Genomic DNA, 25,350 nt, shown 5'->3' on the forward strand with positions numbered 1-25,350 from the left:
GTTCCCGCCCATGCGCCACGCCGCCCCCCTCGTCGCCGCCCTGTGCCTGATCGCCGCGACCGGCGTCTGGGCCCAGACCACGCCCGCTCCGGCGGATACGGGTCCCTACCTGGTCCTCGAGACCAGTCCGGACGCCCTCTCGATCCTGGCGACCGGCAGCCGGACGCGGACCGGCGACGCGGCGACCCTGACCTGGATCCTGCTCAAGAACCCGCCCGCCGCCAGCGGCGCGGCCCGGACGGACATCGGCGTGCTGGTCGACTGCGGGCGCAAGGCCATGCAGCAGCAGGTCTTCGCGGTGCGCGCGATGGATGGAAAGCTGATGACGACGGGCGTGAACCCGAAGCCGGACTGGATGCCGCTGAGCAGCGGGCGCGGCGACCAGATCATCCTCGCGCTGGCCTGCGAAGGAACCGTCTCCGGGCAGACCGACCTCGATCTTGCCAAGGTCGGCGCAGACTGGCGCGCGGCCAACGCCGCCGGGCGGCCCTAGGCCTCTTCCGCCGCCGGCTGGATCGTCACGCTCTCGCCGCAGCCGCAGGCGTCGGTCTCGTTCGGATTGCGGAAGACGAACTTCGACGACAACCGGCTGACCTCGTAGTCGATCTCGGCGCCGACCAGGAACAGCACGGCCTTCGGTTCGATCAGGATCGTCACGCCGTGATCCTCGACCACCTCGTCCAGCGGACCCGCCGTCTCGGCGTATTCGATGATGTATTCGGAGCCGGCGCAGCCGCCGTTCTTCACCCCTACGCGCAGACCGGCATAGGGCTTCTCGGCCCGGGCCATGATCTCCTTCACGCGCGCCGCCGCGGCGTCCGTCAGGGTGACGACCTTGGGGCGCGGGCGACGCGGACGGGGGGTGATTTGAACGGTTTCCATGATCAGAACATGTTCAGTTGCAGCTTGGCCTCGTCGCTCATGCGCGAGGGGTCCCAGGGCGGGTCGAAGACGAGGTCCACGGCGCAGGACTTGAGACCGGGGATTTCCATCACCGCGTCCTCGACCCAGCCCGGCATCTCGCCGGCGACGGGGCAGCCCGGCGCGGTCAGGGTCATGTCGATCTTGACCTCGTAGTCGTCGGAAACGTCGACCTTGTAGATCAGGCCCAGTTCGTAAATGTCGACCGGGATCTCCGGATCGAACACGCTCTTGAGCTTCTCGACGAGCTTGTCGGTAAGGGCGTCCAGTTCCGCCTGCGGAATGGCGGAAGACGTCTCGGGAGCGATGGGCGCGGTGTCTGTCATGATCTCAGGCAAAGAAGCTGCGGGCCTTGACCAGTGCGTCGACGAACGCATCAGCCTCTGCCTCGGTGTTATATAGGGCGAAAGAGGCCCGGGCGCTCGACGTCACGCCGAAACGGGCCATCAGCGGCTCGGCGCAGTGGGTTCCGGCGCGAACCGCCACCCCCTGCTGGTCGAGAATCTGGGCGATGTCATGGGCGTGGGCGCCCTCGACGGTAAAGCTGAGGATCGCGCCCTTGTGCGGCGTGGTCCCGAGAATGCGCAGCCAGTTGGCCCCGTCGAGGCGCTCCACCGCGCGGTCGTAGAGCCGCCGCTCGTGGATCGCGACGGCCTCGCGGTCGAACTGGCCCAGCCACTCCAGCGCGGCGCCCAGGGCAATCGCCTCCAGGATCGGCGGCGTGCCGGCCTCGAAGCGCATCGGCGGTTCGGCGTAGGTGATGCGGTCCTCGGCCACCGTGCCGATCATCTCGCCGCCGCCCTGGTAGGGGGGCATCGCGGCCAGCCGTTCGGCCTTGCCATAGAGCACGCCGATGCCGGTCGGCCCGTAGAGCTTGTGGCCCGTGCAGACGTAGAAATCGGCGTCCAGCGCCTTCACATCGATGGCCATGTGCACCGCGCCCTGGCAGCCGTCGACCAGCACTGAGGCGCCGGCGGCGTGAGCGATATCGGCGATGGCCCGGACCGGATTGATCGCGCCCGTCACGTTGGACATCTGCGTCACGGCGACCAGCTTCGTGCGGTCGGTGATCAGCGCCTTCAGGCCGTCCAGATCGAGCGATCCGTCGTCCAGCACTGGCGCGAACCGCAGCACCACGCCCTTCCGCTCGCGCAGCAGATGCCAGGGCACGATGTTGGAATGGTGCTCCATCTGGGTGAGCACGATCTCGTCGCCGGCTTTCAGTGAGAGGCCGAACGAGGCGGCCACCAGGTTGAACGCCTCGGTCCCGCCCTTGGTGAAGACGACTTCCGTGGTCTCGCAGTTCAGGAACCGCGCCACCGTTTCGCGCGCCTTTTCATAAGCTTGCGTCGTTTCATTCGCCAATGTGTGCAGGCCGCGGTGGACGTTGGCGTAGCTGTGCGACATCGCGTGCACCAGCGCATCGATCACCGCCCGCGGCTTCTGCGCCGATGCGGCGTTGTCGAGATAGACCAGCGGTCTGCCGTTGATCTGGCGGGACAGGATGGGGAACTGGTCGCGGATGGTTTCGGGATCAAAGGGGGTCATACAGCCACCCCGAAAGTCCGGAGAATGGGGATGCTCATTCGCTGGTTCCCAGCTGCGCGCTGACCCACGCCCGCGCCACGTCCCGCGCGCCCTCATGCTCGATCCGGTCCACCACCTCGCCGACGAACGCCTCGGTCAGCATGGCCCGCGCCACAGCCTCCGGCATGCCGCGCTGGCGGGCGTAGAAGATCGCCGCCTCGTCGAGCGCGCCGATGGTGTTGCCATGCGCGCACTGGACGTCGTCGGCGAAGATCAGCAGCTCGGGCTTGGCATCCACCTCGGCCTTGTCCGACAGGATCAGGGCGTGGTGACCCATGCGCGCCTCGGTGCCGTCGGCGCCCTTTTCGACCACGATGCGCCCCTGGAACACGCCCCGCGCCTGGTCGCGCACGACGCCTTTGGTCAGCTGCGAGGTCGTCCCGTCGCGCCCGGCGTGGGTGACGACGCTAGTCAGGTCGGCGTGGCGCTGGTCGCGCAGGAGGTAGGTGCCGTCTAGGCGCACGGACGCGCCCTCACCCGGATGCGCCACCTGCGTTTCGATCCGCTGGCGGCGGGCGCCGGAGGTCAGGATGGTCTGGTTGAAGGTCGCGCCCGGCGCGAGGTGAACGGTGGCGGTCGAAACCGTCACGCTCTCGGGGCCGTCCGCCGCCAGAACGATGCGCTCCAGACGTCCGCCCTCGGCCACTTGAATGTCGAGCTCGATATTGGACACCGCGCCGTCTGCAAGCGCCTCGTAGCTTTCCAGCAGGGTCAGGGTCGCGCCGGCGCGGATGGCGACCAGCACCCTGGTGGCGATCGACGCCGCTTCGGCCGCGGCGAAGCGCAATTCGGCGACCCTGGTCTCCCCCGCCGGGCCTTCGATGTGGGTGAAGCCTTCGACGAAGCCGTTGGGCACGAGGAACCGCTCGCCGCCGAGCGCCGCGAAGGGCCCGTCGGTGCTCACGCTCGCGGGACCCGGCTGCGGCGGCAGGCTGCGCAGCAGTCCGCGCAGGTCCGTCCAGCGCCAGTCTTCGTCGCGGCGCGACGGGAGCTGGGTCAGGTCGCCTGTGGCGATGGCGGTTGCCAAACTCACGCTGCTACTCCGTGCGTGGTTCGAGACGCTCGGCTGATGCCTCGCTCCTCACCATGACGGGCAAAGGTGTTCGTCATCCTGAGGAGCGGACCCTCAGGTCCGCGTCTCGAAGGACGCACCCCATCAAAGCGCAACCTCACGCCGCCACCTGCACGTACTTGTCGTAGCCTTCGGCTTCCAACTGCAGCGCCAGCTCCGGGCCGCCGGAGGCGACGATCCTGCCGGCGCTCAGCACATGCACCCGGTCGGGTTTGATGTAGTCGAGCAGCCGCTGGTAGTGGGTGATCACCAGCATGCCCCGCTCGGGGCTGCGCAGGGCGTTGACCCCCTCCGAAACGATTTTCAGAGCGTCGATGTCCAGGCCGCTGTCGGTCTCGTCGAGGATCAGGAAGCGGGGCTCCAGCATGGCCATCTGGAAGATTTCCATCCGCTTCTTCTCGCCGCCGGAGAAGCCGACGTTGAGCGCCCGCTTGAGCATCTCGAAGTCGATCTTCAGCGCCGCCGCCGTCTCGCGGGCCTTTTTGAGGAAGGCGGGCGCCGCGATCTCGGCCTCGCCGCGCGCCTTGCGCTGGGCGTTGAGCGCGGTGCGGATGAAGGTCAGGGCCGGAACCCCCGGAATTTCCAGCGGATACTGGAACGACAGGAACACGCCCTTGGCCGCCCGCTCATTGGCTTCGAGCGCCAGGAGATCCTCGCCGTTCAGCGTCGCCGCGCCCTCGGTGACCGTGTAGCCGGGCCGCCCGGTGAGCACATAGCTCAGCGTCGACTTCCCCGCCCCGTTCGGCCCCATGATGGCGTGCACCTCCCCGGCGGGAACCGCGAGGGTCAGCCCGTTGAGGATCTGCTTGTCGCCGACGGTGGCGTGGAGGTTGGTGATGGAGAGCATCAGGCGTTTTCCGGAAGGGGCTTCAGGAACTCGAGCCTGTTGCCGAAGGGGTCGTAGAGGTAGACGCGCTCGAAGCCGTCGAGGTCGTCATCGAATTGCGTTCTGAAGCCCGCGGCCGACGCCCGCGCGGCGAGCCCGGCGACGTCATCGACCTCGAACGCCACATGCGCCTTCACATTGGCGCGGAAGTCCTGCTCGACGCCGAGGTGGACCTTCACCGCGCCCTGTTCGAACCAGGCGCCGCCGCGTTTGGCCAGCTCGGCCGGCTTGGGCACCTCGGTCAGGCCCAGCAGCTCGCCGTAGAACGGGCGCGCCTGCGCCTCTCCGCCGACGGGGATGGCGATCTGGACGTGGTCGATGGCGCGGAGCATCAGCCGACCGAGCCTTCAAGGCTGATCGCCACCAGCTTCTGCGCCTCGACCGCGAACTCCATCGGCAGGGTCTGCAGCACATCGCGGACGAAGCCGTTGACCAGCAGGGCGACGGCAGACTCGGTGTCGAGCCCGCGCTGCTGGCAGTAGAACAGCTGGTCGTCGGAGAGCCGCGTGGTCGTCGCCTCGTGCTCGAACACGCTCTGGCCGTTGCGGGCCTCGATGTAGGGCACGGTGTGGGCGGCGCAGTCCTTGCCGATCAGCAGGGAGTCGCACTGGGTGAAGTTGCGCGATCCGACGGCCTTCGGGTGCGCCGACACCAACCCGCGATAGGTGTTCGACGACTTGCCCGCGCTGATGCCCTTGGAGATGATCCGCGACTTCGTGTTGGCGCCCAGATGGATCATCTTGGTGCCGGTGTCGGCCTGCTGATGGCCGTTGGTCACGGCGATCGAATAGAACTCGCCCGAGCTCCCCTCCCCGCGCAGAACGCAGGAGGGGTATTTCCAGGTGATCGCCGAGCCGGTCTCGACCTGTGTCCAGCTGACCTTGGCGCGGTCCTCGCGGCAGTCGGCCCGCTTGGTGACGAAGTTGTAGATGCCGCCCTTCCCCGTGACGGGATCGCCCGGGTACCAGTTCTGCACCGTCGAGTATTTGATCTCGGCGTCTTCGAGGATGACCAGCTCGACCACGGCGGCATGCAACTGGTTCTCGTCGCGCATCGGCGCGGTGCAGCCCTCGAGGTAGGAGCAGTAGCTGCCCTTGTCCGCGATGATCAAAGTCCGCTCGAACTGCCCGGAATCCTTGGCGTTGATGCGGAAATAGGTGCTGAGCTCCATCGGACAGCGCACGCCCGGCGGGATGTAGACAAAGCTGCCGTCGCTGAAGACAGCGCTGTTGAGGCAGGCGAAATAGTTGTCGCTGACCGGCACGACCGAGCCGAGGTACTTCTTCACCAGCTCGGGGTGTTCGCGGATCGCCTCGCTGATCGGGCAGAAGATCACCCCAACCGCCGCCAGCTCCTTCTTGAAGGTGGTCACGACCGAAACGCTGTCGAACACCGCGTCCACGGCATAGCGCGGCGCGCCCTGCACGCCGGCCAGCACTTCCTGCTCGCGCAGCGGGATACCGAGCTTCTTGTAGGTCTCCAGGATGTCCGGATCGACCTCGTCGAGGCTCATCGGCCCGGCCTTCTGCGTCGGCGCGGCGTAGTAGTACGAGTCCTGGTAGTCGATCTTCGGATAGTTGACCTTGGCCCAGTCGGGCTCTTCCAGCGCCAGCCAGCGCTCGAAGGCCTCCAGGCGCCAGGCCAGCATCCACTCCGGCTCGTCCTTCTTGGCCGAGATGAACCGCACGATGTCGGCGTTCAGCCCCTTGGGCGCGAAGTCCTGTTCGATGTCGGTGACGAAGCCGTGCTGGTACTTTTCCAGTTCGGCGACCGCGTCGACGGTTTCCTTTACGGCGGCCATCAGGCGACTTCCTTCCGGCGCGCCGAATGACGCGCATACGCTTCCAGCCAGGCGTCACCGGCCCGGGTCCAGTCGGCCTGCGTGCTTGCCCAGCCGCCACTGATACGGATGGCGAAGGGCGCCAGATCAGCCTGTCCCATGGCGGCGACAACGTCGCTGGGCTTCATCTTGCCGGACGAACAGGCCGGTCCGGCGCTGATCATCACCCCGGCGAGATCCAGCCCCATTACCTGCATCTGGGCGTCGAAGCCCGCGGCGGCGAAGCCCAGGGTCTGCGGCAGGCGCGGCGCACCCTTGCCGAGGATAGTCGCGCCGACGGCTTCCACGCGGGCCTGCAGGGCGTCGCGCCAGCCGGCCTGCGCGGCGATGGCGTCCAGATCGCGGACTGCGGCCTCGGCAGCCGCGCCGAACCCGGCGATGCCTGAAAGGTTCTCGGCGCCGGCGCGGCGACCGCGCTCCTGCCCGCCGCCGTGCAGCCGGCGCACCAGCGTCGCGCGCGGCCCGGCGGCCAGCGCCCCGGCGCCGAACGGCCCGCCGATCTTGTGCGCCGCCAGCGCCAGCGTATCCGCGCCCAGGGCGTTGAAATCGATGACGATCTTGCCCGCGGCTTGAACGGCGTCGACATGCAGCCACCCGCCTGCCTCGCGCACCAGCACCGCAGCCTCGGCGACCGGCTGGATCACGCCGGTCTCGTTGTTGGCCAGCATCAGGCAGACCAGCGGCTTGCCGCCCCTGCCCAGCGCCTGCGCCAGCCAGGCCAGGTCGGCGACGCCGTCGGCGTCCACCGGCCAGACTTCGACCGGAACCCCGGCGGCGCGCACATTCTCCGACACCGCGCCATGCTCGGTCGCGCCCAGCAGGATGCGGTCGAAACCGGCCGCCACGGCGCTCTCGATCGCCAGGGCGTTGGACTCGGTCCCGCCGCTGGTGAAGGTGATCGAGCCGGGCTTCACGGCGATCAGGTCGGCGACCTGCGCCCGCGCCGCCTCGATCAGCGACCGCGCGGCCCGACCGGCGGCATGCACCGACGAAGGATTGCCGCCGATCTCCAGCGCGCGCACGACCGCGGCCTTCGCCTCGGGGCGGACCGGCGCGGTGGCGTTGTAGTCGAGGTAGACGGTCACGCGGCCTCCGGGGCGGCCAGACGCAGCTTGCCGCTCAGAACGTCGGCCAGCGACACGGACGCCAGATAGCCCTGCAGCTGGCGGCCCATTTCCTCCCAAAGGTCGTGGGTCAGGCAGCGCTCGCCGCCCGCCATGCAGCCCTTGGCGCCCGAGGCGCCGCAACGGGTCGCGCGCAGGGGCTCGTCGACCGCCAGCACGATGTCGGCGATGTTGGTCTCGCTGGCCGCGGCCGCCAGCCTATAGCCGCCGCCCGGCCCGCGTACGCTGCGCACCAGGCCCTTGCGGCGCAGGCGCGCGAACAGCTGCTCAAGATAGGACAGGGAGATCTGCTGCCGCGCGGCGATGTCGGCCAGCGACACGGCGCGCACGGAATCGTCCGCCCCTTGCCGACCGGCTAGGTCGGTCATGGCCATCACGGCGTAGCGTCCCTTGGTGGACAGGCGCATGGCGAGATTCCCTGGCATCCGGCGCGCGGCCTGTGCTAAGGCCGCGCCTCGCCCGCAAGGCCTGTTGATCAGGTCAGCGCGGACGACGCTCATCTAGGAAAACCAAGCGCGGTGGTCAAGTATTCCACGGCTCGGCAAGACGGGAAAAGCCTATGCCTGAAGTGGTTCTCACCGGCGCCGCTGGCCGCATCGAAGGCCGGTATTCGCCCGGCAAGCGCGAGAACGCGCCGATCGCGCTGATCCTGCATCCCCATCCGCGCGCCGGCGGCCACATGAATCACCCGGTCTCGGTGCAGCTCTATCACCTGTTCATGAAGCGCGGCTTCTCGGTCCTGCGCTTCAACTTCCGCGGCGTCGGCCGCAGCCAGGGCGAGTTCGACGCCGGCATCGGCGAGCTGGCCGACGCGGCCACCGCGCTCGACTGGCTGCAGGCGACCAACCCCCAGGCCAGCCAGTTCTGGGTCGCCGGCTACAGCTTCGGCGCCTACATCGGCATGCAGCTGCTGATGCGCCGGCCGGAGACCGACGGCTTCATCAGCGTCTCGCCGCCGACCAACATGTATGACTTCAGCTTCCTGGCCCCCTGCCCGGCCTCCGGCCTGATCCTGCACGGCCAGACCGACACGGTCGTGCCGCCGGTCGAGGTCGAGCGCGTGGTCTCCAAGCTGCGCACCCAGAAGGGCATCGTCATCGACTACGAACTGGTCGACAACGCGACCCACTTCTGGGCCGAGCACCTGCCCGAAGTCGAAAAGCGCGTCGGGGCCTACCTCGACAAGCGCCTGGAAGCCGAACCGGCCTGATCGCCATGAACCTTGATGCCATCGCCATCGGCGTGAATCCGCCGGAAGACGTCAACGTCATCGTCGAGGTGCCGATCGGCGGCGAGCCGATCAAGTACGAGCTCGACAAGGACGCCGGGGTGCTGGTCGTCGACCGGTTCCTCTACACGGCCATGCGTTACCCCGGGAACTACGGCTTCATCCCGCACACCCTGTCGGGCGACGGCGATCCGGTCGACGTGATCGTGGTCAACACCCGCGCCATCGCGCCCGGCGCGGTGATGAGCAGCCGCATCGTCGGCGTCCTGCTGATGGAAGACCAGGCCGGCATCGACGAGAAGCTGATCGCCGTGCCGTCGTCGCACCTTACCGCCCGCTACGACAACGTCCGCAATTACACCGACCTGCCGCAGATCACGCTGGACCAGATCGAGCACTTCTTCACCCACTACAAGGACCTCGAGCCCGGCAAGTGGACCAAGGTCAAGGGCTGGGGCGACGCCGCCCAGGCGCGGACCATGGTGCTTGAGGGGATTGAACGGGCGAAGGCGGCCAAGGGCTGAGCCCATGCCAGTATCGGTCACCCTCGGCATCCTCTGCGCGGTGGCGGCCCTGCTGGTGGCAAAGGGCGGCGCCTGGGGCCTGTTCCAGCGCAAGGTCATGAATCAGCCGGATGGACTGCTCGCGCGCCGGGCTGAGATCGCGCTGCTGGCGGCAGGCATGCTGGCCGGGGTCGCCGCCTGGATGCTGATCGCCCGACCGTTCTGACTTCGGTCTCACGCACCTAAGCCTGGATGAGCTCGGCGATCTTTCGCACCGTGTTCCAGTTGCGCCCTGTCGCCGTCAGGCCAAGCGACGGCTTGCCGAACACCAGAGCCGCCTTGGAGTCCGCGATGCCGTCGCCGAAGAAGACGTAGACGCAGCGGTCGATGGCCTCGACCTTTTCACCCGGCGTGGCCAGGGCGCGGATTGCGGCCAGCTGGCCGGCGGCGACCGTCTCGCGAGAGACATTGACGATGAACCGCGACGGCTCCCGCTCGGCCTCGTCCGGCATCGGATTGGCGTCCATCATCGCCCGCCAGGCGTTGGGGCCGCGCACGATGAACCGCGTGACCAACCCGAGGCGCCCTTCGGCCTCCGCCTCCAGCAGCGCCTCCAGTTCACTGTCGTCCCGGTCGCCGGCCTCGAACACCACGTTGCCGCTGGCCAGCAGCGTCTTTACGTCCGTGAACCCGAGCCCCTCGACCATCGCCTTGAGGTCGGCCATGGCGACCTTGCGGTTCCCGCCGACGTTCACGCCGCGCAGCAGGGCGATGCGCAGGGTCATTTCAGTAGAGCAGGAACGGTCGGCGTTCCTCGATCCACGCCTGCTCATCCGGCACGGTCAGTGCGTCGAGATCGCCTGCCGTCGAGGCGCTGTCGTCGACCCATTCCCGCAGGCCCGGGCCGCCGTTGATCACATCGATGGCCAGCTTGTCGAAGACGTACTCGTACGGGAAATCCCGCCACAGGTCGTAGTCCGGATACAGCCGGCGGATCGCCTTGAACCCCAGAGCCTGCACCCGCCAGGGCCTGAACGCCTCATGGTCATAGGCCGGGTCGTCGACGTGGATCTGTACGCCATTGCATAGCTGGCCGACGTGCTTGTGGAAGGTCGGCTGGAACCAGATGTCGCGCAGGCGGCAGCCGTTCAGCCAATGCGGCGCGAACGCCTGCATCTCCGCGATCACCTTGCGGGCGTCGATGTCCGGCGCGCCGAACAGCTCGAGCGGCCGGGTCGTACCGCGACCTTCGGACAGGGTCGCCCCCTCGATCATCACCGTGCCCGCGTAGGCGCGGGCCATGGAGAGGTTCGGTGCGTTGGGGCTGGGATTGATCCAGCTCCGCTCACCCAGCGGCCAGCCGAAGCCGGGCCCGGCGGCGGGGTCATACCCTTCCATCTCGATCACGCGGTAGTCGACCTTCAGCCCCTTGCTCGCGATGAACCAGTGGCCGAGTTCGCCGAGCGTCATCCCGTGGCGCATGGGCATGGGGCCGGCGCCGACGAAGCTCTCCCAGCCCGGCAGCAGGGTCAGTCCCTCGACGGGCCGCCCGGCGGGATTGGGCCGGTCGAGCACCCAGACCGCCTTGCCGTGCTCGGCGGCGGCTTCCAGCACGTACAGCAGCGTGGTGATGAAGGTGTAGATGCGGCAGCCGAGGTCCTGCATGTCGACCAGGATCACGTCGAAGGTGCCCATCGCCTGGCCGGTCGGCCGGCGCGTCTCGCCGTACAGGCTGAACACCGGGAAGCCGTAGACCGGGTCGGTGAAGTCCGGCGACTCCATCATGTTGTCCTGCAGGTCGCCGCGCATGCCGTGCTGCGGGCCGAACGCCGCGGTGATCTGGATGTCCGGACAGGCTGACAGAGCGTCGATCGAGTGGGTCAGGTCCGCCGTGACCGAGGCCGGATGCGCCAGCAGCGCCACGCGCTTGCCTTTCAGCGGCGCGCGCAGGGCAGGATCGGCGAGCAGGCGGTCGATGCCGAAGTTCATGCGGGCTCCAGGTCGAAGGCGAAGGCGTCGGGGTGGTGGAAGTCCGGCTTACCCGGCGCATGGGCCAGCGCCCAGTAGGACATGCGGCCGCTGGCTTCCTCAATGACCGTCGACAACCCCAGCCGCCAGACCGCGTCGGCGCCCAGACCCAGCCGGTCGAGGTCGAGTGTCGCGGCAAGCTCGACCCGGTCATCGCCGACATGCTTGTGCTGATCACGAAGCTCGACGCCGGCGTGGTCCATCATTCCCTGGCGATAATCATCGAAACTGTAGGCCCTCCACCGGCCGGACGGCGACAGGTTGAACTCGTAGTAGCCCTTCCCCTCTCCGCTCCGGACAAAGGCTTCAAAACAGGTCGTCCGCCACAGCTCATCGGCGCGTGACGGCTTGACCCAGGCCGGCACGACAAGCCGGGGGATATCCCCCTCAAGCCGATAGTGGAGCCTCAGACCGGTCGACCGTGGACGGGTCACCTCGACGGTGAGCGCGGAAACCGCGTCGCACGGCGTCTGCGGGTGGGGTGTCAACGTCAGCAACATCCCCCTTCGATAGCCCCTGCTTGACGCCGGTCAATGGGGGAGGCATTTGAGCGACCCATGATCGCCCGCCGCGCCCTTTGCAGCCTCTATTACGCCCGCTCGTCCTGACGAGCGGCTGTGCGATCGCATGCCGCCCATAGCCGGCGGCATGCTCTGAACAGTCCAGCAGACAGTCTCCGGCCTCACCCCTGAGGAGACCTTTCCATGCCTGCGACCTTGAACCCCTCCCCGCCCGGCGTGCTAGAGCCGTCCGCGCCCGAGCCTGTCCTGACCGGGCCTTTTCGGCCCGGACAGGATAAACAGGCTCGTTCTTTTAGTGTTGAGCGCGATTCCACCGCCGAACCGGTATCCACTTCGGCGGATCGCGCTCAAGGAGACTCCATCCCGATGACCGCCGACGCCGCTTTCAAGTCCGACTTCCTGCGCACGCTGCGGGACCGCGGCTACATCCACCAGATCACCCATCCGGATGAACTGGACGCAGCGGCGAGCACGGGGGTAGTCACCGCCTACATCGGCTTCGACGCGACGGCGGCGAGCCTGCATGTCGGCAGCCTGATCCAGATCATGATGCTGCGCCGCCTGCAGCAGGCCGGGCACAAGCCTGTGGTCCTGATGGGCGGCGGTACGACCAAGGTCGGCGATCCCACCGGCAAGGACGAGTCGCGCAAACTGCTCAGCGACGCCGACATCGCCGCCAACATCGCCAGCATCAAGACGGTGTTCGCCAGGTTCCTGACCTTCGGCGACGGCCCCACCGACGCGGTGATGGTCGACAACGACGAGTGGCTGTCGAAGTTCGGCTACGTCCAGTTCCTGCGCGACTACGGCGTGCACTTCACGGTCAACCGCATGCTGGCCTTCGACTCGGTCAAGCAGCGGCTCGAGCGCGAGCAGCCGATGACCTTCCTCGAGTTCAACTACATGCTGATGCAGTCGGTGGACTTCCTGGAGCTGTCGCGGTCGCGGAACTGCCTGCTGCAGATGGGCGGCTCCGACCAGTGGGGCAACATCCTCAACGGGGTGGAGCTGATCCGCCGCGTCGACCAGAAGCCCGCCTTCGGCCTGACCACCCCGCTGCTGTCGACGGCGTCGGGCGCCAAGATGGGCAAGACGGCCCAGGGCGCGGTCTGGCTCAACGCCGACATGCGCAGCCCGTACGACTACTGGCAGTTCTGGCGCAACGCCGAGGACGCCGACGTCGGCCGGTTCCTCCGCCTGTTCACCGACCTGCCGCTGGACGAGATCGCGCGGCTGGAAGCCATGCAGGGCGCGGCGATCAACGACGCCAAGAAGGTGCTGGCCGATCTCGCCACCACCATGCTCCACGGCGCTGACGCGGCGAAGGCCGCGCGTGATGCCGCGGAGAAGGCCTTCGAGCAGGGCGCCCTGTCCGATGATCTGCCGACGGTGGAGATCGACGCCCGGGCAGTCTACGGCGCGACCCTGGCGGCGGTGGCGGTCGAGGCGGGTCTGACGGCCTCACGCGGCGAAGCCCGTCGCCTGGCCCAGGGCGGCGGCCTGCGGCTCAACGATGTGCAGGAGACCAACGGGGATCGCGTGATCACGGCGGACGACCTGGTCGGCGGCGTGATCAAGCTGAGCCAGGGCAAGAAAAAGATCCTTCTCGTGAAGCCGGTCTGAACCATCTTTACCGCTCATCCCGGCGAGAGCCGGGAGGAGCGGATTTCGGGAGCCTTCGATGACTGAGCTGAATGTGGGCGACCGCGCCCCCGACTTCGACCTGCCCACCGACACCGGTCGCGTCTCGCTGTCGGCGCTCAAGGGCAAGACGGTGGTGCTGTTCTTCTATCCCAAGGACGACACCCCCGGCTGCACCACCGAGAACATCGAGTTCTCCGCCGCGAAGTCCGACTTCGACGCCGCCGGCGCGGTGCTGGTCGGGGTCTCGAAGGACACGGCGAAGAAGCACGGCAAGTTCCGCGAGAAGCACGGCCTGACCGTGGAACTGGGCTCGGACGCCGACAGCGACGTCATCGAGCGCTACGGCGCCTGGGTCCAGAAGAGCCTCTACGGCCGCGAGTACATGGGCATCGACCGCTCGACCTGGCTCATCGACGGCGAGGGCGTGATCCGCGCCATCTGGCGCAAGGTGAAGGTCAAGGGCCATGCCGCGCAGGTTCTGGCCGCCGCACAGGCGCTCTGACGCCATCCTGAGCGTCGTTTCGCCGCAGCCCGGCTCGCGTCCGGCCGTTACCCCAGAGTAACGGGCAGTGTTGCGAAAACGCCGCGGCAGGCCCCAAATATTCGCGTCCGGCGGGCAAAGTGGCGATCAGGAACTGGCGCAACTGAACTGACGTGGTTAACCCTGACTTTGACAGGTCAGAATCGACGCTTCGCGCACGCCTCACGCGCGAAGGGACTTGCGCGTTCCCCTTACATGATCACATATCGCCGAACACCGAGAAACTCGGGTCGGGGGCTATGGCGACAACACGCTTGCGCAGAATTCGGCGAGCCTTGGAGGAGCTGTTTCCGGAACGGCATCTCTACATCCGCTCCGGCGGCGAGATGCGCGGTTTCGTACTCTCCACAAGCAAACAGATCATGGGCGCCGGTATCATCGGCGCGGCGGCGCTCTGGATGGGCGTCTGCACGGCCGCGATGCTGGTCAGCGCGCTGTCGGTCAGCGCCACGGACCAGGAACTGGCCCGCCGCAACGCCTATTGGGAACGGGTCACCGCCGATCGCCAGGCGCGCCTCAACAGCGCCATGCAGCAGCTGTCGCAGGCCGACGGCTCGCTGGGCGAACTGGCCAACTCCGTTGAAAAGCGTCACGCCGCGCTCGCGCTGCTGCTGACGGACGGCGGCTTCCGCGGCGCGCCCGGCGCGGCCGCGGCCCTCGCCCCCGCAAAGCCCCGGCTCAACGTCGGTTCGCCGATCCAGCGCGTCCAGTACACGCTGATGGACCAGGAGCGGATGATCACCGCGGCGGAGAGCTATGCCCTCAGCCGCGCCGAACGCCTGCGCCTCGCCTTCCGCCTCGCGGGACTGAACCCGGACAGCTACGCCGGTCGCGGCGGCGCCCTGGGCGGCCCGCTGATCGAGGCGCGCGACCCGCGCGCCCTGGCGGCCGTCCTCGATGTGGATGAGAGCTTCGCCCAGCGCATTCAGCGCGCCTCGTCCAACATGTCCGACATGAGGGCGCTGGCGACGGCGGCGCGCGGCCTCCCGTTCTTCCGGCCGACCAGCGCGGCGGCCCAGACCAGCAGCTACGGCGTACGGCTCGATCCGTTCACGCGCCGGCCCGCGTTCCATTCGGGCCTGGACTTCGCGGGCGCGACCTTCACGCCGATCTATTCCACCGCGCCGGGCGTGGTGTCCTTCACCGGCGTGCGGTCCGGTTACGGCAATACGGTCGAGATCGACCACGGCAACGGGTTCAAGACGCGGTACGCCCACCTTGCCGCGTTTACCGTGCGCGTCGGGCAACGAGTCACAGTTGGCCAGCGTATTGCATCGATGGGGTCGACAGGCCGGTCGACTGGCCCACATTTGCACTACGAGGTGTGGGTCAATGGGCGGGCGCAGAACCCTAACCGATACATGAAGGCCGGCGAATATGTTCAGCAAGCAGAATAAGACCCCGCCCAAACCCACGGCCGTTTCGGCTCCGGCGCCCGCGCCGGCTCCCAGTGCGCCCGAGCAACCCAAGGCGCGCCCGAAAGTGGCTTCCCTTATCAGTGACGGCATCACGATCGAGGGCGGCGTCGTCGGCGACGGCGAACTGCAGATCGACGGCGTCGTCCGCGGCGACGTGCGCGTGGCCCGCCTGACGGTCGGCGACACAGGCCACATCGAGGGCTCGGTCTATGCCGAAGCCACCGAGATCCGCGGCCGCGTCATCGGCTCGGTGACGGCCAAGCAGGTGCGTCTTTATGGGACAGCCTACGTGGATGGCGACATCACCCACGAACAGCTGGCCATGGAAACGGGCGCCTTCTTCCAGGGCCGCAGCCTGAAGTTTCAGCGTCCCGCCGCCCCGGCCCAGCAAAGCCAGGCGCCGCATGCCCCGCAGGCCCCGATGCAGGGCCAGGGCCTGGGCATCCCCCCGAAGGTCTGATCCAGGCGCCCTCCCCTTCATGGGGAGGGAAACTGCGCCCTACCCCTCCACAGCGTCCCGCGTGGCGCCGACCCGCTGCGCCAGCGCGGCGCCCATGAACTGGTCGAGATCGCCGTCCAGCACGCCGGCGGTGTCGGAGGTCTCGACGTTCGTGCGCAGGTCCTTGACCATCTGGTAGGGCTGCAGGACATAGCTGCGGATCTGGTGGCCCCAGCCGATGTCGGTCTTCTGGTCTTCCAGCGCCTGGGCCGCGGCTTCGCGCTTCTGCAGCTCCATCTCGTAGAGCCGCGCGCGCAGCATCTTCCACGCCTCTTCGCGGTTCTGGTGCTGGCTGCGGCCGGCCTGGCAGGCCACGGCGATGCCGGTCGGGATGTGCGTCAGGCGCACCGCCGAGTCGGTCTTGTTGATGTGCTGGCCGCCGGCGCCGCTGGCCCGGTAGGTGTCGGTGCGCACGTCGGCCGGGTTGATCTCGATCTCGATGGTGTCGTCGATCACCGGATAGACCCAGGCCGAGGCGAAGCTGGTGTGGCGCTTGGCGGCGGCATCATAGGGACTGATCCGCACCAGCCGGTGAACCCCGGCTTCCGTCTTCAGCCAGCCGTAGGCGTTCGGCCCCTTGATCTGCAGCGTCGCCGACTTGATGCCGACCTGTTCGCCGCTGGTCTCCTCGACCAGTTCGACGCTGTAGCCGTGCGCGTTGGCCCAGCGGCTGTACATCCGCAGCAGCATGTTGGCCCAGTCGCAGGACTCGGTGCCGCCGGCGCCGGAGTTGATTTCGACATAGGCGTCGTTGCCGTCGGCCTCGCCGGACAACAGGGCTTCCAGCTCGGCCTTGGCGGCGCGGGCCTTGAGGGTTTTCAGCTGCGCGCGCGCGTCCTCTAGGGAGGCCTCGTCACTCTCGGCGTCGGCCATCTCGGCGTACTCGAGCGCGTCGCTAAGGTCACGCTCAAGACTGCGGACAGCCTCGACGCGGCCGGCCAGCTGCTGCCGCTCGCGCATCAGGGCCTGGGCCTCGGCGGGCCTGTCCCACAGCGTGGGGTCTTCGGAACGAGCGTCCAGCTCGTGCAGGCGTCTTAGGGCTGCATCCCAGTCAAAGACGCCTCCTGAGCAGTCCTGCGGACTGCTCGATGTCGGCCTTTGCGGCCTCGACATCCGGTCTCATGAAAATCTCCGATCAAGCGGACGCGGGAGGTAGCCCGGCAGCCGCCTCAATACAATCCCGTCAGGTCGTCGGGGATCTTGGGTTTCGGCGCCGGCTTGGGCGCCGCGGGCTGCTCGCTGCTGATCTGACCGCCGGGCCAGGCGTCCTGGTAGGTCACCGGCCCGCTCGCGTTGACGGGCGCCACGGGTCCGACCGGACCGCGCGGCTCGGTGCCCGGTCGGAAGGCCTCGCGCTGGCCGCCGACGACCGCGAACTTGGCGGTCTTGGGCGGCTTGAACGCCTCGACCGGCACGCCCTTGATGGCCTCGGTCATGAAATTGATGAACACCGGCAGAGCCGAGACGCCGCCCGCTTCGCCTTCGCCGAGCGAACGGTTGTCGTCGAAGCCGATGAACACGCCGACGACGATCTGCGGGGTGAAGCCGACAAACCAGGCGCTGCGATATTCGTTGGTCGTGCCGGTCTTGCCGGCAACGGGGCGGCCGAGCACGCGCGCCTGGGTGGCGGTGCCGCGCTGGACGACGCCCTCGAGCATCGAGGAGATCTGATAGGCCGTGGTCGGATCGATGATCTGCTCGCCGGCCGCCGCGACGCGGGGGCTTTCCTCGCCGCCGAAGCCGGCTGTGCAGCGCGGGCAGTCGCGCTTGTCGGCGCGATAGATCACCTGGCCTTCGCGGTCCTGAACCAGCTCGATCAGGTGCGGCTCGACGCGCCGCCCCCCGTTGACGAAGGCGGTGTAGGCGGCGGTCAGCTTGAAGGGCGTGGTCTCCCCCGCCCCCAGCGCCATGGCCAGAACCGGCTCCATGGCCCGGACGATGCCGAACTTCACGCACAGGTCGGCGATCTTCTTCATCCCGACGCCCTGGGCCAGACGCACGGTCATGGCGTTGCGCGACAGCTCCAGCCCGCGCCGCAGCGGCATCGAGCCGTAGTATTTCTTGTTGTAGTTCTCAGGCGTCCAGTCCTCGCCGTTGACCCCGCCCTTGAACACGATCTGGGCGTCGGTGACGAAGCTGGCCGGAGTGTAGCCGCCATCGGGCTCCAGCGCGGCGGCATAGACGAACGGCTTGATGGCCGAGCCCGGCTGACGCATCGCCTGGGTCGCGCGGTTGAAGCTGGACAGCGAGAAGGAATAGCCGCCGACCATCGCCAGAACGCGACCCGAATGCGGCTCGAGCGCCACCAGCGCGCCGTTGACGTTCGGCACCTGGCGCAGTCGGTAGCCGCCGGCCTTGGCCGGTTCGACGAACACAAGGTCGCCGACGTTGAGCCCCTTGCCCGCCTTGGCCCAGGCCACGTCCTCGCCGACGATGGTCCCGGGCGCATAGTCCTTGGCCGGGGTGACGCGCACGCCGCCGGTGATGCTGGTCACGACCGCTGTCCGCCAGTCACGACGCTCGGCCGGCGCGGTCTTTTTCGCGGCGGCCTTCTCCCACCCCACGGCCATGTCGGTCGTGCCCCAGGCCCCGCGCCAGCCGTGGCGGCGGTCATAGTTCTCCAGTCCGTCCATCAGCGCCACGCGCGCGGCGGTCTGCAGGCGGGGATCGAGGGTCGTACGCATGTAGTAGCCGCCCTCGCTGAGGCGCGGCCCCAGCGTGGCGAGACCCCGACGGCGGACCTCCTCGACGAAATAGTCGGCGTCCTTGTACTTGGCGCGGGACGGCGCGGCCTGGACCTTGAGGTCCTGCTTCATCGCCGCCTCGGCGTCAGCCCGGCTGACCCAGCCCAGCTCGGCCATCTGGCCCAGCACCCAGTCGCGGCGACCTATCGCGTTCGCCTTGCGGCGGATCGGATGGTAGTTGTCCGGCCCCTTGGGCAGGGCCGCCAGATAGGCGCATTCGGCCAGCGTCAGCTCCGAAACCGGCTTGCCGAAGTAGTTGTAGGCGGCGGCGCCGACGCCGTAGGACCGGTAGCCCAGCCAGATCTCGTTCAGATACAGCTCGAGGATCCGGTCCTTGGTCAGGGTCTGTTCGAGTCGCCGGGCGAGAATCGCTTCCTTGAGCTTGCGGCCCACGGTCGCGTCGCTGGTCAGCAGGACGTTCTTGGCCACCTGCTGGGTGATCGTCGACCCGCCTTCGAGGCGTCGGCCCTGCACCGCGTTGAGCACATTCTTGATCATGGCCCGCGACAGGCCCTGCACATCCACGCCGCTGTGCTGGAAGAAATTGCGGTCCTCGGCGGCGAGGAACGCCTGCACCAGACGAGGCGGAAGCTGGTCGTAAGGGATGAAAATCCGCCGTTCGCGCGAAAATTCGCCGATCAGCGTGCCGTCCCAGGCATAGACCCGCGTCGCGGTCGGCGGCCGGTAGTCGGTCAGATCGCCGGCGTCCGGCATGTCGTGAAACAGCCAGGCGGCATAGATCGCAAGCGTGAACCCGGCCACGGCGATGAGGCTGAGCACGGACACGCCGACGACGGCCACCCAGCGCTCAGGGGGCTCCTCGAACGGCCAAAGACGCAGAAGGGCCCTCTCAAGCATGGGTCTGCTGTAGCCTGACTAGCGCCGGGCGCCAACGGCCCGCGCGTCAGAGTTCGAACTAGCGGCTTGTGGTCTTCGCCTGACGCGCGAACCAGGCGTCCACGGCGTCGCCGACAGCGTTCATAAGCCTTTTGCGGCGGCCGGAATCGGTCAGCTGCTGCTCATCATCGGGATTGTTGATGAAGCCCATTTCCAGCAGCACGGCGGGCACGTCGGGCGCCAGCAGCACCATCAGATTCGCGTCACGGTGGCTCCGGCGCAACAGGGTGGTCTCGTCGGCGATCTTCTCCAGCAGCACCTGGGCGAATTCGGCCGAGCGGTTGCGGGTCGAGCGCTGGGTCAGGTCGAGGATGATCTCGCCCACCGTCCGGTCCGCACCCGGGAAACTGGCCGGCATCAGCCAGTCGTCCTTGCGCAGCACCTTGGTCACGCGGCTCTCTCCGCGTTCGGACAGCGTATAGACGCTGGCGCCGCGCATTGTCGTCGTCGGACCGGAATCGGCGTGCAACGAGATGAACAGGTCGGCGTCGGCGCTGCGGGCGATCTGCACGCGGCTTTCCAGTCCGACATAGGCGTCGGTCGAGCGGGTCAGGACGACGCGATAGCGTCCGGTGCGCTCCAGCCTGGCCTTCAGCGCCAGCGCCGCGGCCAGGGTGATGTCCTTTTCATGGGCGGAACGCCCCTGTGCGCCCGGGTCGCGACCGCCGTGACCGGCGTCGATCACCACTACGCGCGGGCCCCGACGCTCCGGCGCCCTTGCAGAGACAATCGGCGCGGGCGCTGCGCGCGGACGCAGCGGCGCTGAGATGGCGGGGGCGTTGGTCGTCCCGCCGAGCGCCTGCAGGTCGATGACATAGCGATAGGTCTGGACCCCGTCGCCGGGCGGCAACAGGAACCGCCGCTTGACCTCGGCGCCGCGCGCCAGATCGATGTTCAGCTTCAGGGCGCCTGGCCCACGCTCGAGGTTCCAGCGCCGGACGAGGCCCTGCCCTCCGCCGCTGAGATCCCCTGCGGTGTCGATGCGCGGCAGAGCCACGACGACCTTGCCGTCGGAACCGTCGGCCATCAGCTTGCCGGTCACGGAACGGTCGAGGTCGAGGACAATGCGGGTTTCGGTCTGATCGCCGCCGAGGCGGACCTTGAGCAGGCCGGAACTGGACGAGCCGCGCGCCGCGCCGCCGACGCCCAGAACGGTCAGACTCAGGCAGGCAAGAGCGGCAACGCCTCTCCATCCCGCCAGAAATCCACCGGTCGCCAACGCCCGCATTCTACGCCCCACTCATCGCTTCGCGATTGATCGACCCTTATCGCGCGGCGCAGGTGTCGAATTGGTTAAGGCTTTGCCTACGAGGCGCGATGCACGCGGCGCGCTTTCCTTTTGCCGGCGGATGAGGCTAAGGTTGTGACGCGCGCCGGTCCCCGCGACTGACGGGGATTCTCCGCGCACGAGACACTACCAAGAAGCCGCGCGTCCGGCCCGTCGCCCTCCGGCGACAGACGCAACCATCTGATCCCGCGCCGATCCTGGCGCGACAGGGAATTTTCTCATGGGCTGCGCACACGCCCTGGCCTGGCTTTCGCCCCTTCGCATCGCTGCTTGCGGCGCGTCGGCCGGCCATACGGAGCGCGCCTTCACATCATGCCGGCGACCGGGCCTCGAGCCCGCTGCGCGCCGGGGAGACGCTTTCTATGACCAAGAAAATGCTTATCGACGCGGCCCACCCGGAAGAAACCCGGGTCGTCGTCGTGGACGGAAACCGGGTTGAAGAGTTCGATTTCGAGAGCCAGAACAAGAAACAGCTTCGCGGGAACATCTATCTCGCCAAGGTGACCCGGGTCGAACCCAGCCTGCAGGCGGCGTTCATCGAATACGGCGGCAATCGTCATGGCTTCCTGGCCTTCGACGAGATCCACCCCGACTACTACCAGATTCCGCTCGCCGACCGCGAAGCCCTGATGCGCGCCCAGGCCGAGGACGACGACGAGCCCGCGCGCGGGTCGTCGCGCAGCCGCCCCGCCGCCCCCGCCGCCTCTTCTGACGGCGACGACGAGGACGGCGCCGAGGCGTCCGAGGACGAAGACGACGTCATGGACGAGGAGGTGGCGCGCCGCCGCCGCCGCCTGATGCGCAACTACAAGATCCAGGAAGTGATCCGCCGCCGGCAGATCATGCTGGTCCAGGTCGTCAAGGAAGAGCGCGGCAACAAGGGCGCCGCCCTGACCACCTACCTGTCGCTGGCCGGTCGCTACGGCGTGCTTATGCCCAACACCGCCCGTGGCGGCGGCATCAGCCGCAAGATCACCACGATCACCGACCGCAAGAAGCTCAAGACCATCGTCCAGAGCCTCGACGTGCCCAAGGGCATGGGCCTGATCGTCCGCACGGCGGGCGCCAAGCGCACCAAGACCGAGATCAAGCGCGACTACGACTATCTGCTGCGCGCCTGGGAAAACATCCGCGAGACGACGCTGCACTCGATCGCCCCGGCGCTGATCTACGAGGAGGAAGACCTCGTCAAACGCGCCATCCGCGACCTGTTCGACAAGGACATCGACGGAGTCTGGGTCGAGGGCGAGCGCGGCTTCAAGGATGCGCGCGACTTCATGCGCATGCTGATGCCGTCGCAGGCCAAGAAGGTTCAGCTCTATCGCGAACCGACCCCGCTGTTCGTGGCGCACAAGGTCGAGGGCCACCTCTCGCAGATCTACACGCCGGTCGTGCCGCTGAAGTCCGGCGGCTATCTGGTGATCAACCAGACCGAGGCGCTGGTCGCTATCGACGTCAACTCCGGCAAGTCGACCCGCGAGCGCAACGTCGAGGCCACGGCCCTCAAGACCAACATGGAAGCGGCCGAGGAAGCCGCGCGCCAGCTGCGCCTGCGGGATCTCGCCGGCCTGGTCGTCATCGACTTCATCGATATGGATGAGTCGAAGAACAACCGCGCCGTCGAAAAGAAGCTCAAGGACGCGCTGAAGGACGACCGCGCCCGCATCCAGATGGGCAAGATCAGCTCGTTCGGCCTGATGGAGATCAGCCGTCAGCGCCGCCGCAGCGGCGTACTCGAGGGCACGACCCACGTCTGTGAACACTGCGCCGGCACCGGCCGCGTCCGCTCCCCCGAATCCAGCGCCCTCTCGGCCCTGCGCGCGGTGGAGATGGAGGCGCTGCACGGCGGCGGCGAAGTGACGCTGAAGGTGTCTCCCGCCGTCGGCCTCTACATCCTCAACGAAAAGCGGGCCTACCTGACCCGCGTCCACCAGACCCACCACCTGTTCGTCACGGTCCAGATCGACGCGGCCATCGGCCAGGCCGATCACGAGATCGAGCGCACCGCCAGCGGCGAGTATTCGCTGCACGCCCTCGAGCCGATGCTGCCTCTGGGCCGCGTCGCCTTTGATCCGGAGGATGACCTCGTCGACGACGATGCGGCCTTCGAGGATGAGGACGAGGAAGACGAGGACGAAGAAGAGGCCGAGGAGAACGAGGGCGGCCTCGCTGCGGACGACGACGAGGACGGCGACGAAGACGCCCGCCCGGCGCGCGAAGCCCGTGCGCCGCGTGAAGAGAGCGACGCCGGGGATGCCGGCGAGGACGGCGGCCGACGTGGCCGTGGCCGTCGCCGTCGCCGTCGCGGTGGTCGCCGCGAGGATGGTGATGTCGCCGAGGGCGGCGCTGCGCCCGCCGCGGCGCCCGCGACCGATCGCGACGACGATGACGCCCTGCCGGGCGAAAGCGAAGGCGACGCCCAGCGCCGCCGTCGCCGGGGTCGCCGCGGCGGTCGCCGCATGCGCGATGACGCCCGTCCCCAGGACGGCTTCTCCTGGACCCGCCCGCGCGTCCCGTTCGGCGACGACGCCTTCGTCTGGCACGATCCGGCGACGCTGACCGAAGGGGCCTCGGCCCCGTCCGGCGACGCCCGCCCGCCGCGCCGCGAACCGGCGCCGCGCCCCGAGCCGATGATGGAAGAGACCACGCAAACCGCGGCCCCGGCCGCGCTGTCGACCGACGAGATCTGGGTCGAGCTGTCGTCTGAACCGGAACCCGCAGCCGGCAAGCGCCGCGCCCGCAAGCCGCGTGGCGGCAAGGCGGCGTCCGCGCCGGTCGAGGAGGCGGTGGAAGCCGTAGCCGAGGCCGTCGTCGAACCGGTCGTCCAAACGCCGGTCGAGGTCGCGCCTGAGCCCGAAGCGCCCGCACCGGCCAAGCCGAAGGCGCGCTCGCGCGCCAAGGCCAAGGTCGCGCCCGAGCCCGAGGTCGCCGCTGTCGCCGAGCCGGAACCGGCCCCGGCGCCCGAACCCGTGGCTGTCGCGCCCGAGCCTGAACCGGCCCCCGAACCGGCTCCCGCCCCTGTGGCGGCCCGGCCTGATCCGGCCGAAATCTCCGCGCCGCCAGAAAAGCCCAAGCGGGGCTGGTGGCGTCGCGGCTGACGAGTCACTACTGTAATGGGGCGCGGGGGCGCGACGGAGCGTATCGAGGCATGACCTCCCCTATCCGGAAGCCGTTCCAGACAGTCGGCATCATCGCCGCGCTTACCGCGGCGATGATGGCGCCGGCGTCATCCGTGCTGGCCCAGTCCGGCCAGCGCGGCCCCACGCTGTTGCGCGACACGGAGATCGAGGAAATCCTCCACCAGGAGGCTGACCCGATCTTCGCGGTCGCGGGCCTGAACCCCAAGGACGTGCGGATCCTGCTCGTCGGCGACCCGACGCTGAACGCCTTCGCGACCCAGGGTCAGCAGATGGGTCTGCACACCGGCCTGATCCTCGAGGCGGCCAATCCCAACGAGCTCAAGGGCGTCATCGCGCACGAGACCGGCCACATCGCCGGCGGGCATCCGATCCGCTCTGGCGAACTGATGCGCGCGGGCATGCGGCCGATGCTGCTGACCATGGGCCTGGGCGTGCTGGCGATGTTCGCCGGATCACCCGAAGCCGGCGCCCTGCTGCTGGCCAATTCGCAGTATTTCGGCGCCCTCGGCGCCCTCGGCTACAGCCGTGAGCAGGAAGGCCGCGCCGATCAGGCCGCCGTCGGCTTCCTGGAGAAGACCGGTCAGTCCGGCCGCGGGCTCGTCGAGTTCTTCGATCGCTTCCGCTACCAGGAAGTCTTCTCCGAAGATCGCCGCTTCCCCTATTTCCGCAGCCACCCGCTCTCGTCCCAGCGGATCGAGATGCTGCGCACCCGCGTCGAGGCCCAGCCCAGCTATCTGGCGAAGGATTCCGCCGCCGAGACCCTCGACTTCGAGGTCATGCGGGCCAAGATCGACGGCTTCGTCAATCCGCAGGCGTCGCTGGTGAAGTACAAGGAGACCGACACCTCCTATCCGGCGCGCTACGCCCGGGCGATCGCCTACTATCAGACCAAGGAACCTGACCGGGCGATCAGGCTCATCGACGGCATGCTCGTCGACCAGCCCCTCAACCCCTACCTGTGGGAGTTGAAGGGCCAGATCCTGTTCGAGTTTGGCCGGGTGGCCGAGGCCGAGGCGCCGCAGCGCCGATCAGTCGAGCTGAAGCCTGACGCGCCGTTGCTGCGCATCAATCTGGGCCAGACCCTGATCAATCTCGGCGACACCAAGAAGCGTGACGAGGGCATCGCCGAGCTGAAGCGGGTCACCCTGCTGGAGGACGACAATCCCGAAGCCTGGCGGCTGCTCGCCCTGGCCTATGAGGCCCGCGGCGACGACGGACTGGCCCGGCTGGCGACGGCCGAGCAGTATTTCGCGGTCGGCGCCCTCGGCGAGTCGCGCAACTTCGCCATCCGCGCCCGCGAACTGTTCGACCGCCGAAGCGTGGAGTGGCTGAGGGCCACCGACATCGTCATGGCCTCTAACCCGACCGACCAGGACCTGCGGGCCCTGTCCAGCGAAGGCTCGGCAGCACCACGTCGTTGACGCCGCCGCCCTCCGCTCCGCCAAAGACCGCCCGCCTCCGGAGTCCTC

Annotated in this window: 25 protein-coding genes; 10 read left to right on the forward strand and 15 right to left on the reverse strand. The window is 68.3% G+C overall.

The window, feature by feature from the left end:
- Positions 1-10 precede the first annotated feature (10 nt).
- Positions 11-493 carry a hypothetical protein gene (locus AC3WJT_RS14325; RefSeq protein ID WP_492343799.1) on the forward strand — a complete coding sequence of 161 codons (483 nt, stop codon included), beginning with the start codon at positions 11-13 and terminating at the stop codon, positions 491-493.
- Here the strand turns inward: AC3WJT_RS14325 and AC3WJT_RS14330 are convergent.
- The 9 genes from AC3WJT_RS14330 to AC3WJT_RS14370 form a co-directional block, all read right to left on the reverse strand.
- Positions 490-882: a HesB/IscA family protein gene (locus AC3WJT_RS14330; RefSeq protein WP_492343800.1), complete on the reverse strand. Its 393-nt coding sequence runs from the start codon at positions 880-882 to the stop codon at positions 490-492. The genes AC3WJT_RS14325 and AC3WJT_RS14330 overlap by 4 nt on opposite strands.
- A 2-nt stretch (positions 883-884) precedes the next feature.
- Positions 885-1,247, reverse strand: a complete 363-nt coding sequence (locus tag AC3WJT_RS14335) for an SUF system Fe-S cluster assembly protein (RefSeq protein ID WP_492343801.1) — start codon at positions 1,245-1,247, stop codon at positions 885-887.
- A 4-nt stretch (positions 1,248-1,251) separates the two neighbouring features.
- Positions 1,252-2,469 (reverse strand): cysteine desulfurase, encoded by a 1,218-nt coding sequence (locus AC3WJT_RS14340; RefSeq protein ID WP_492343802.1) that lies wholly within the window; start codon positions 2,467-2,469, stop codon positions 1,252-1,254.
- 34 nt (positions 2,470-2,503) lie between these two features.
- The gene (sufD, locus tag AC3WJT_RS14345) at positions 2,504-3,541 is read right to left on the reverse strand and encodes a Fe-S cluster assembly protein SufD (RefSeq protein WP_492343803.1); all 1,038 of its coding nucleotides are present in this window, start codon (positions 3,539-3,541) and stop codon (positions 2,504-2,506) included.
- A 136-nt stretch (positions 3,542-3,677) separates the two neighbouring features.
- A complete protein-coding gene (gene sufC / locus AC3WJT_RS14350; protein WP_492343804.1) occupies positions 3,678-4,427 on the reverse strand; it encodes a Fe-S cluster assembly ATPase SufC in 750 nt (249 codons plus the stop codon).
- Positions 4,427-4,798 carry a VOC family protein gene (locus tag AC3WJT_RS14355; protein ID WP_492343805.1) on the reverse strand — a complete coding sequence of 124 codons (372 nt, stop codon included), beginning with the start codon at positions 4,796-4,798 and terminating at the stop codon, positions 4,427-4,429. The genes sufC and AC3WJT_RS14355 overlap by 1 nt, the downstream gene beginning before the upstream one ends.
- Positions 4,798-6,267: a Fe-S cluster assembly protein SufB gene (gene sufB / locus AC3WJT_RS14360; RefSeq protein WP_492343806.1), complete on the reverse strand. Its 1,470-nt coding sequence runs from the start codon at positions 6,265-6,267 to the stop codon at positions 4,798-4,800. The genes AC3WJT_RS14355 and sufB overlap by 1 nt, the downstream gene beginning before the upstream one ends.
- Positions 6,267-7,391, reverse strand: coding sequence for a cysteine desulfurase family protein (locus tag AC3WJT_RS14365; protein ID WP_492343807.1), 1,125 nt, complete (start codon positions 7,389-7,391; stop codon positions 6,267-6,269). The genes sufB and AC3WJT_RS14365 overlap by 1 nt, the downstream gene beginning before the upstream one ends.
- Entirely contained in the window at positions 7,388-7,837 is a 450-nt protein-coding gene (locus AC3WJT_RS14370; protein WP_492343808.1) for an Rrf2 family transcriptional regulator, read from the reverse strand. The genes AC3WJT_RS14365 and AC3WJT_RS14370 overlap by 4 nt, the downstream gene beginning before the upstream one ends.
- Positions 7,838-7,989: 152 nt before the next feature.
- Here AC3WJT_RS14370 and AC3WJT_RS14375 point away from each other — a divergent pair, with 152 nt between their 5' ends.
- Genes AC3WJT_RS14375 through AC3WJT_RS14385 form a run of 3 tightly spaced genes read left to right on the forward strand, consistent with a single transcriptional unit; the run spans position 7,990 to position 9,387 of the window.
- Positions 7,990-8,640, forward strand: coding sequence for an alpha/beta hydrolase (locus AC3WJT_RS14375; protein WP_492343809.1), 651 nt, complete (start codon positions 7,990-7,992; stop codon positions 8,638-8,640).
- 5 nt (positions 8,641-8,645) lie between these two features.
- Positions 8,646-9,182: an inorganic diphosphatase gene (ppa, locus tag AC3WJT_RS14380; protein WP_492343810.1), complete on the forward strand. Its 537-nt coding sequence runs from the start codon at positions 8,646-8,648 to the stop codon at positions 9,180-9,182.
- Between the two features lie 4 nt (positions 9,183-9,186).
- The gene (locus tag AC3WJT_RS14385; protein WP_492343811.1) at positions 9,187-9,387 is read left to right on the forward strand and encodes a hypothetical protein; all 201 of its coding nucleotides are present in this window, start codon (positions 9,187-9,189) and stop codon (positions 9,385-9,387) included.
- Positions 9,388-9,403: 16 nt separating this feature from the next.
- On the opposite strand, the gene AC3WJT_RS14390 is transcribed toward AC3WJT_RS14385, so the two are convergent.
- Genes AC3WJT_RS14390 through AC3WJT_RS14400 form a run of 3 tightly spaced genes read right to left on the reverse strand, consistent with a single transcriptional unit; the run spans position 9,404 to position 11,689 of the window.
- Positions 9,404-9,946, reverse strand: a complete 543-nt coding sequence (locus tag AC3WJT_RS14390; protein WP_492343812.1) for a DUF1697 domain-containing protein — start codon at positions 9,944-9,946, stop codon at positions 9,404-9,406.
- A gap of 1 nt (position 9,947) precedes the next feature.
- The gene (locus AC3WJT_RS14395) at positions 9,948-11,150 is read right to left on the reverse strand and encodes an exo-beta-N-acetylmuramidase NamZ family protein (protein ID WP_492343813.1); all 1,203 of its coding nucleotides are present in this window, start codon (positions 11,148-11,150) and stop codon (positions 9,948-9,950) included.
- A complete protein-coding gene (locus AC3WJT_RS14400; protein ID WP_492343814.1) occupies positions 11,147-11,689 on the reverse strand; it encodes a DOMON-like domain-containing protein in 543 nt (180 codons plus the stop codon). Before AC3WJT_RS14400 ends, AC3WJT_RS14395 begins: the two co-directional genes overlap by 4 nt.
- A gap of 387 nt (positions 11,690-12,076) precedes the next feature.
- Between AC3WJT_RS14400 and tyrS the strand changes: the two genes are divergently transcribed.
- The 4 genes from tyrS to AC3WJT_RS14420 all read left to right on the forward strand — a co-directional run bounded on the left by tyrS (position 12,077) and on the right by AC3WJT_RS14420 (position 15,773).
- Positions 12,077-13,333, forward strand: coding sequence for a tyrosine--tRNA ligase (gene tyrS, locus AC3WJT_RS14405; protein WP_492343815.1), 1,257 nt, complete (start codon positions 12,077-12,079; stop codon positions 13,331-13,333).
- 58 nt (positions 13,334-13,391) lie between these two features.
- On the forward strand, positions 13,392-13,856 hold the full coding sequence (locus AC3WJT_RS14410) for a peroxiredoxin (protein ID WP_492343816.1): 465 nt from the start codon (positions 13,392-13,394) through the stop codon (positions 13,854-13,856).
- Between the two features lie 278 nt (positions 13,857-14,134).
- On the forward strand, positions 14,135-15,292 hold the full coding sequence (locus tag AC3WJT_RS14415; protein WP_492343817.1) for a M23 family metallopeptidase: 1,158 nt from the start codon (positions 14,135-14,137) through the stop codon (positions 15,290-15,292).
- On the forward strand, positions 15,273-15,773 hold the full coding sequence (locus tag AC3WJT_RS14420) for a bactofilin family protein (protein WP_492343818.1): 501 nt from the start codon (positions 15,273-15,275) through the stop codon (positions 15,771-15,773). Before AC3WJT_RS14415 ends, AC3WJT_RS14420 begins: the two co-directional genes overlap by 20 nt.
- Positions 15,774-15,812: 39 nt before the next feature.
- Here the strand turns inward: AC3WJT_RS14420 and prfB are convergent.
- The 3 genes from prfB to AC3WJT_RS14435 all read right to left on the reverse strand — a co-directional run bounded on the left by prfB (position 15,813) and on the right by AC3WJT_RS14435 (position 20,681).
- Positions 15,813-16,935 (reverse strand): peptide chain release factor 2 gene (prfB, locus tag AC3WJT_RS14425; RefSeq protein ID WP_492343819.1). Its coding sequence is split into 2 segments (ribosomal slippage): positions 15,813-16,865 and positions 16,867-16,935, totalling 1,122 coding nucleotides; the frame shifts between segments, so codons are not numbered across the junction.
- Between the two features lie 46 nt (positions 16,936-16,981).
- A complete protein-coding gene (locus AC3WJT_RS14430; RefSeq protein ID WP_492343820.1) occupies positions 16,982-19,414 on the reverse strand; it encodes a penicillin-binding protein 1A in 2,433 nt (810 codons plus the stop codon).
- A 58-nt stretch (positions 19,415-19,472) separates the two neighbouring features.
- Complete coding sequence (locus tag AC3WJT_RS14435) at positions 19,473-20,681, reverse strand: N-acetylmuramoyl-L-alanine amidase family protein (protein ID WP_492343821.1); 1,209 nt, start codon at positions 20,679-20,681, stop codon at positions 19,473-19,475.
- 422 nt (positions 20,682-21,103) lie between these two features.
- On the opposite strand from AC3WJT_RS14435, the gene AC3WJT_RS14440 reads away from it, so the two are divergent.
- Together AC3WJT_RS14440 and AC3WJT_RS14445 are read left to right on the forward strand one after the other, a co-directional pair.
- Complete coding sequence (locus tag AC3WJT_RS14440) at positions 21,104-23,839, forward strand: Rne/Rng family ribonuclease (RefSeq protein ID WP_492343822.1); 2,736 nt, start codon at positions 21,104-21,106, stop codon at positions 23,837-23,839.
- 50 nt (positions 23,840-23,889) lie between these two features.
- Positions 23,890-25,302, forward strand: coding sequence for a M48 family metalloprotease (locus AC3WJT_RS14445; protein WP_492343823.1), 1,413 nt, complete (start codon positions 23,890-23,892; stop codon positions 25,300-25,302).
- Positions 25,303-25,350 lie beyond the last annotated feature (48 nt).

The sequence above is a fragment of the Caulobacter sp. FW305-C-30-S16 genome, from assembly GCF_058783025.1.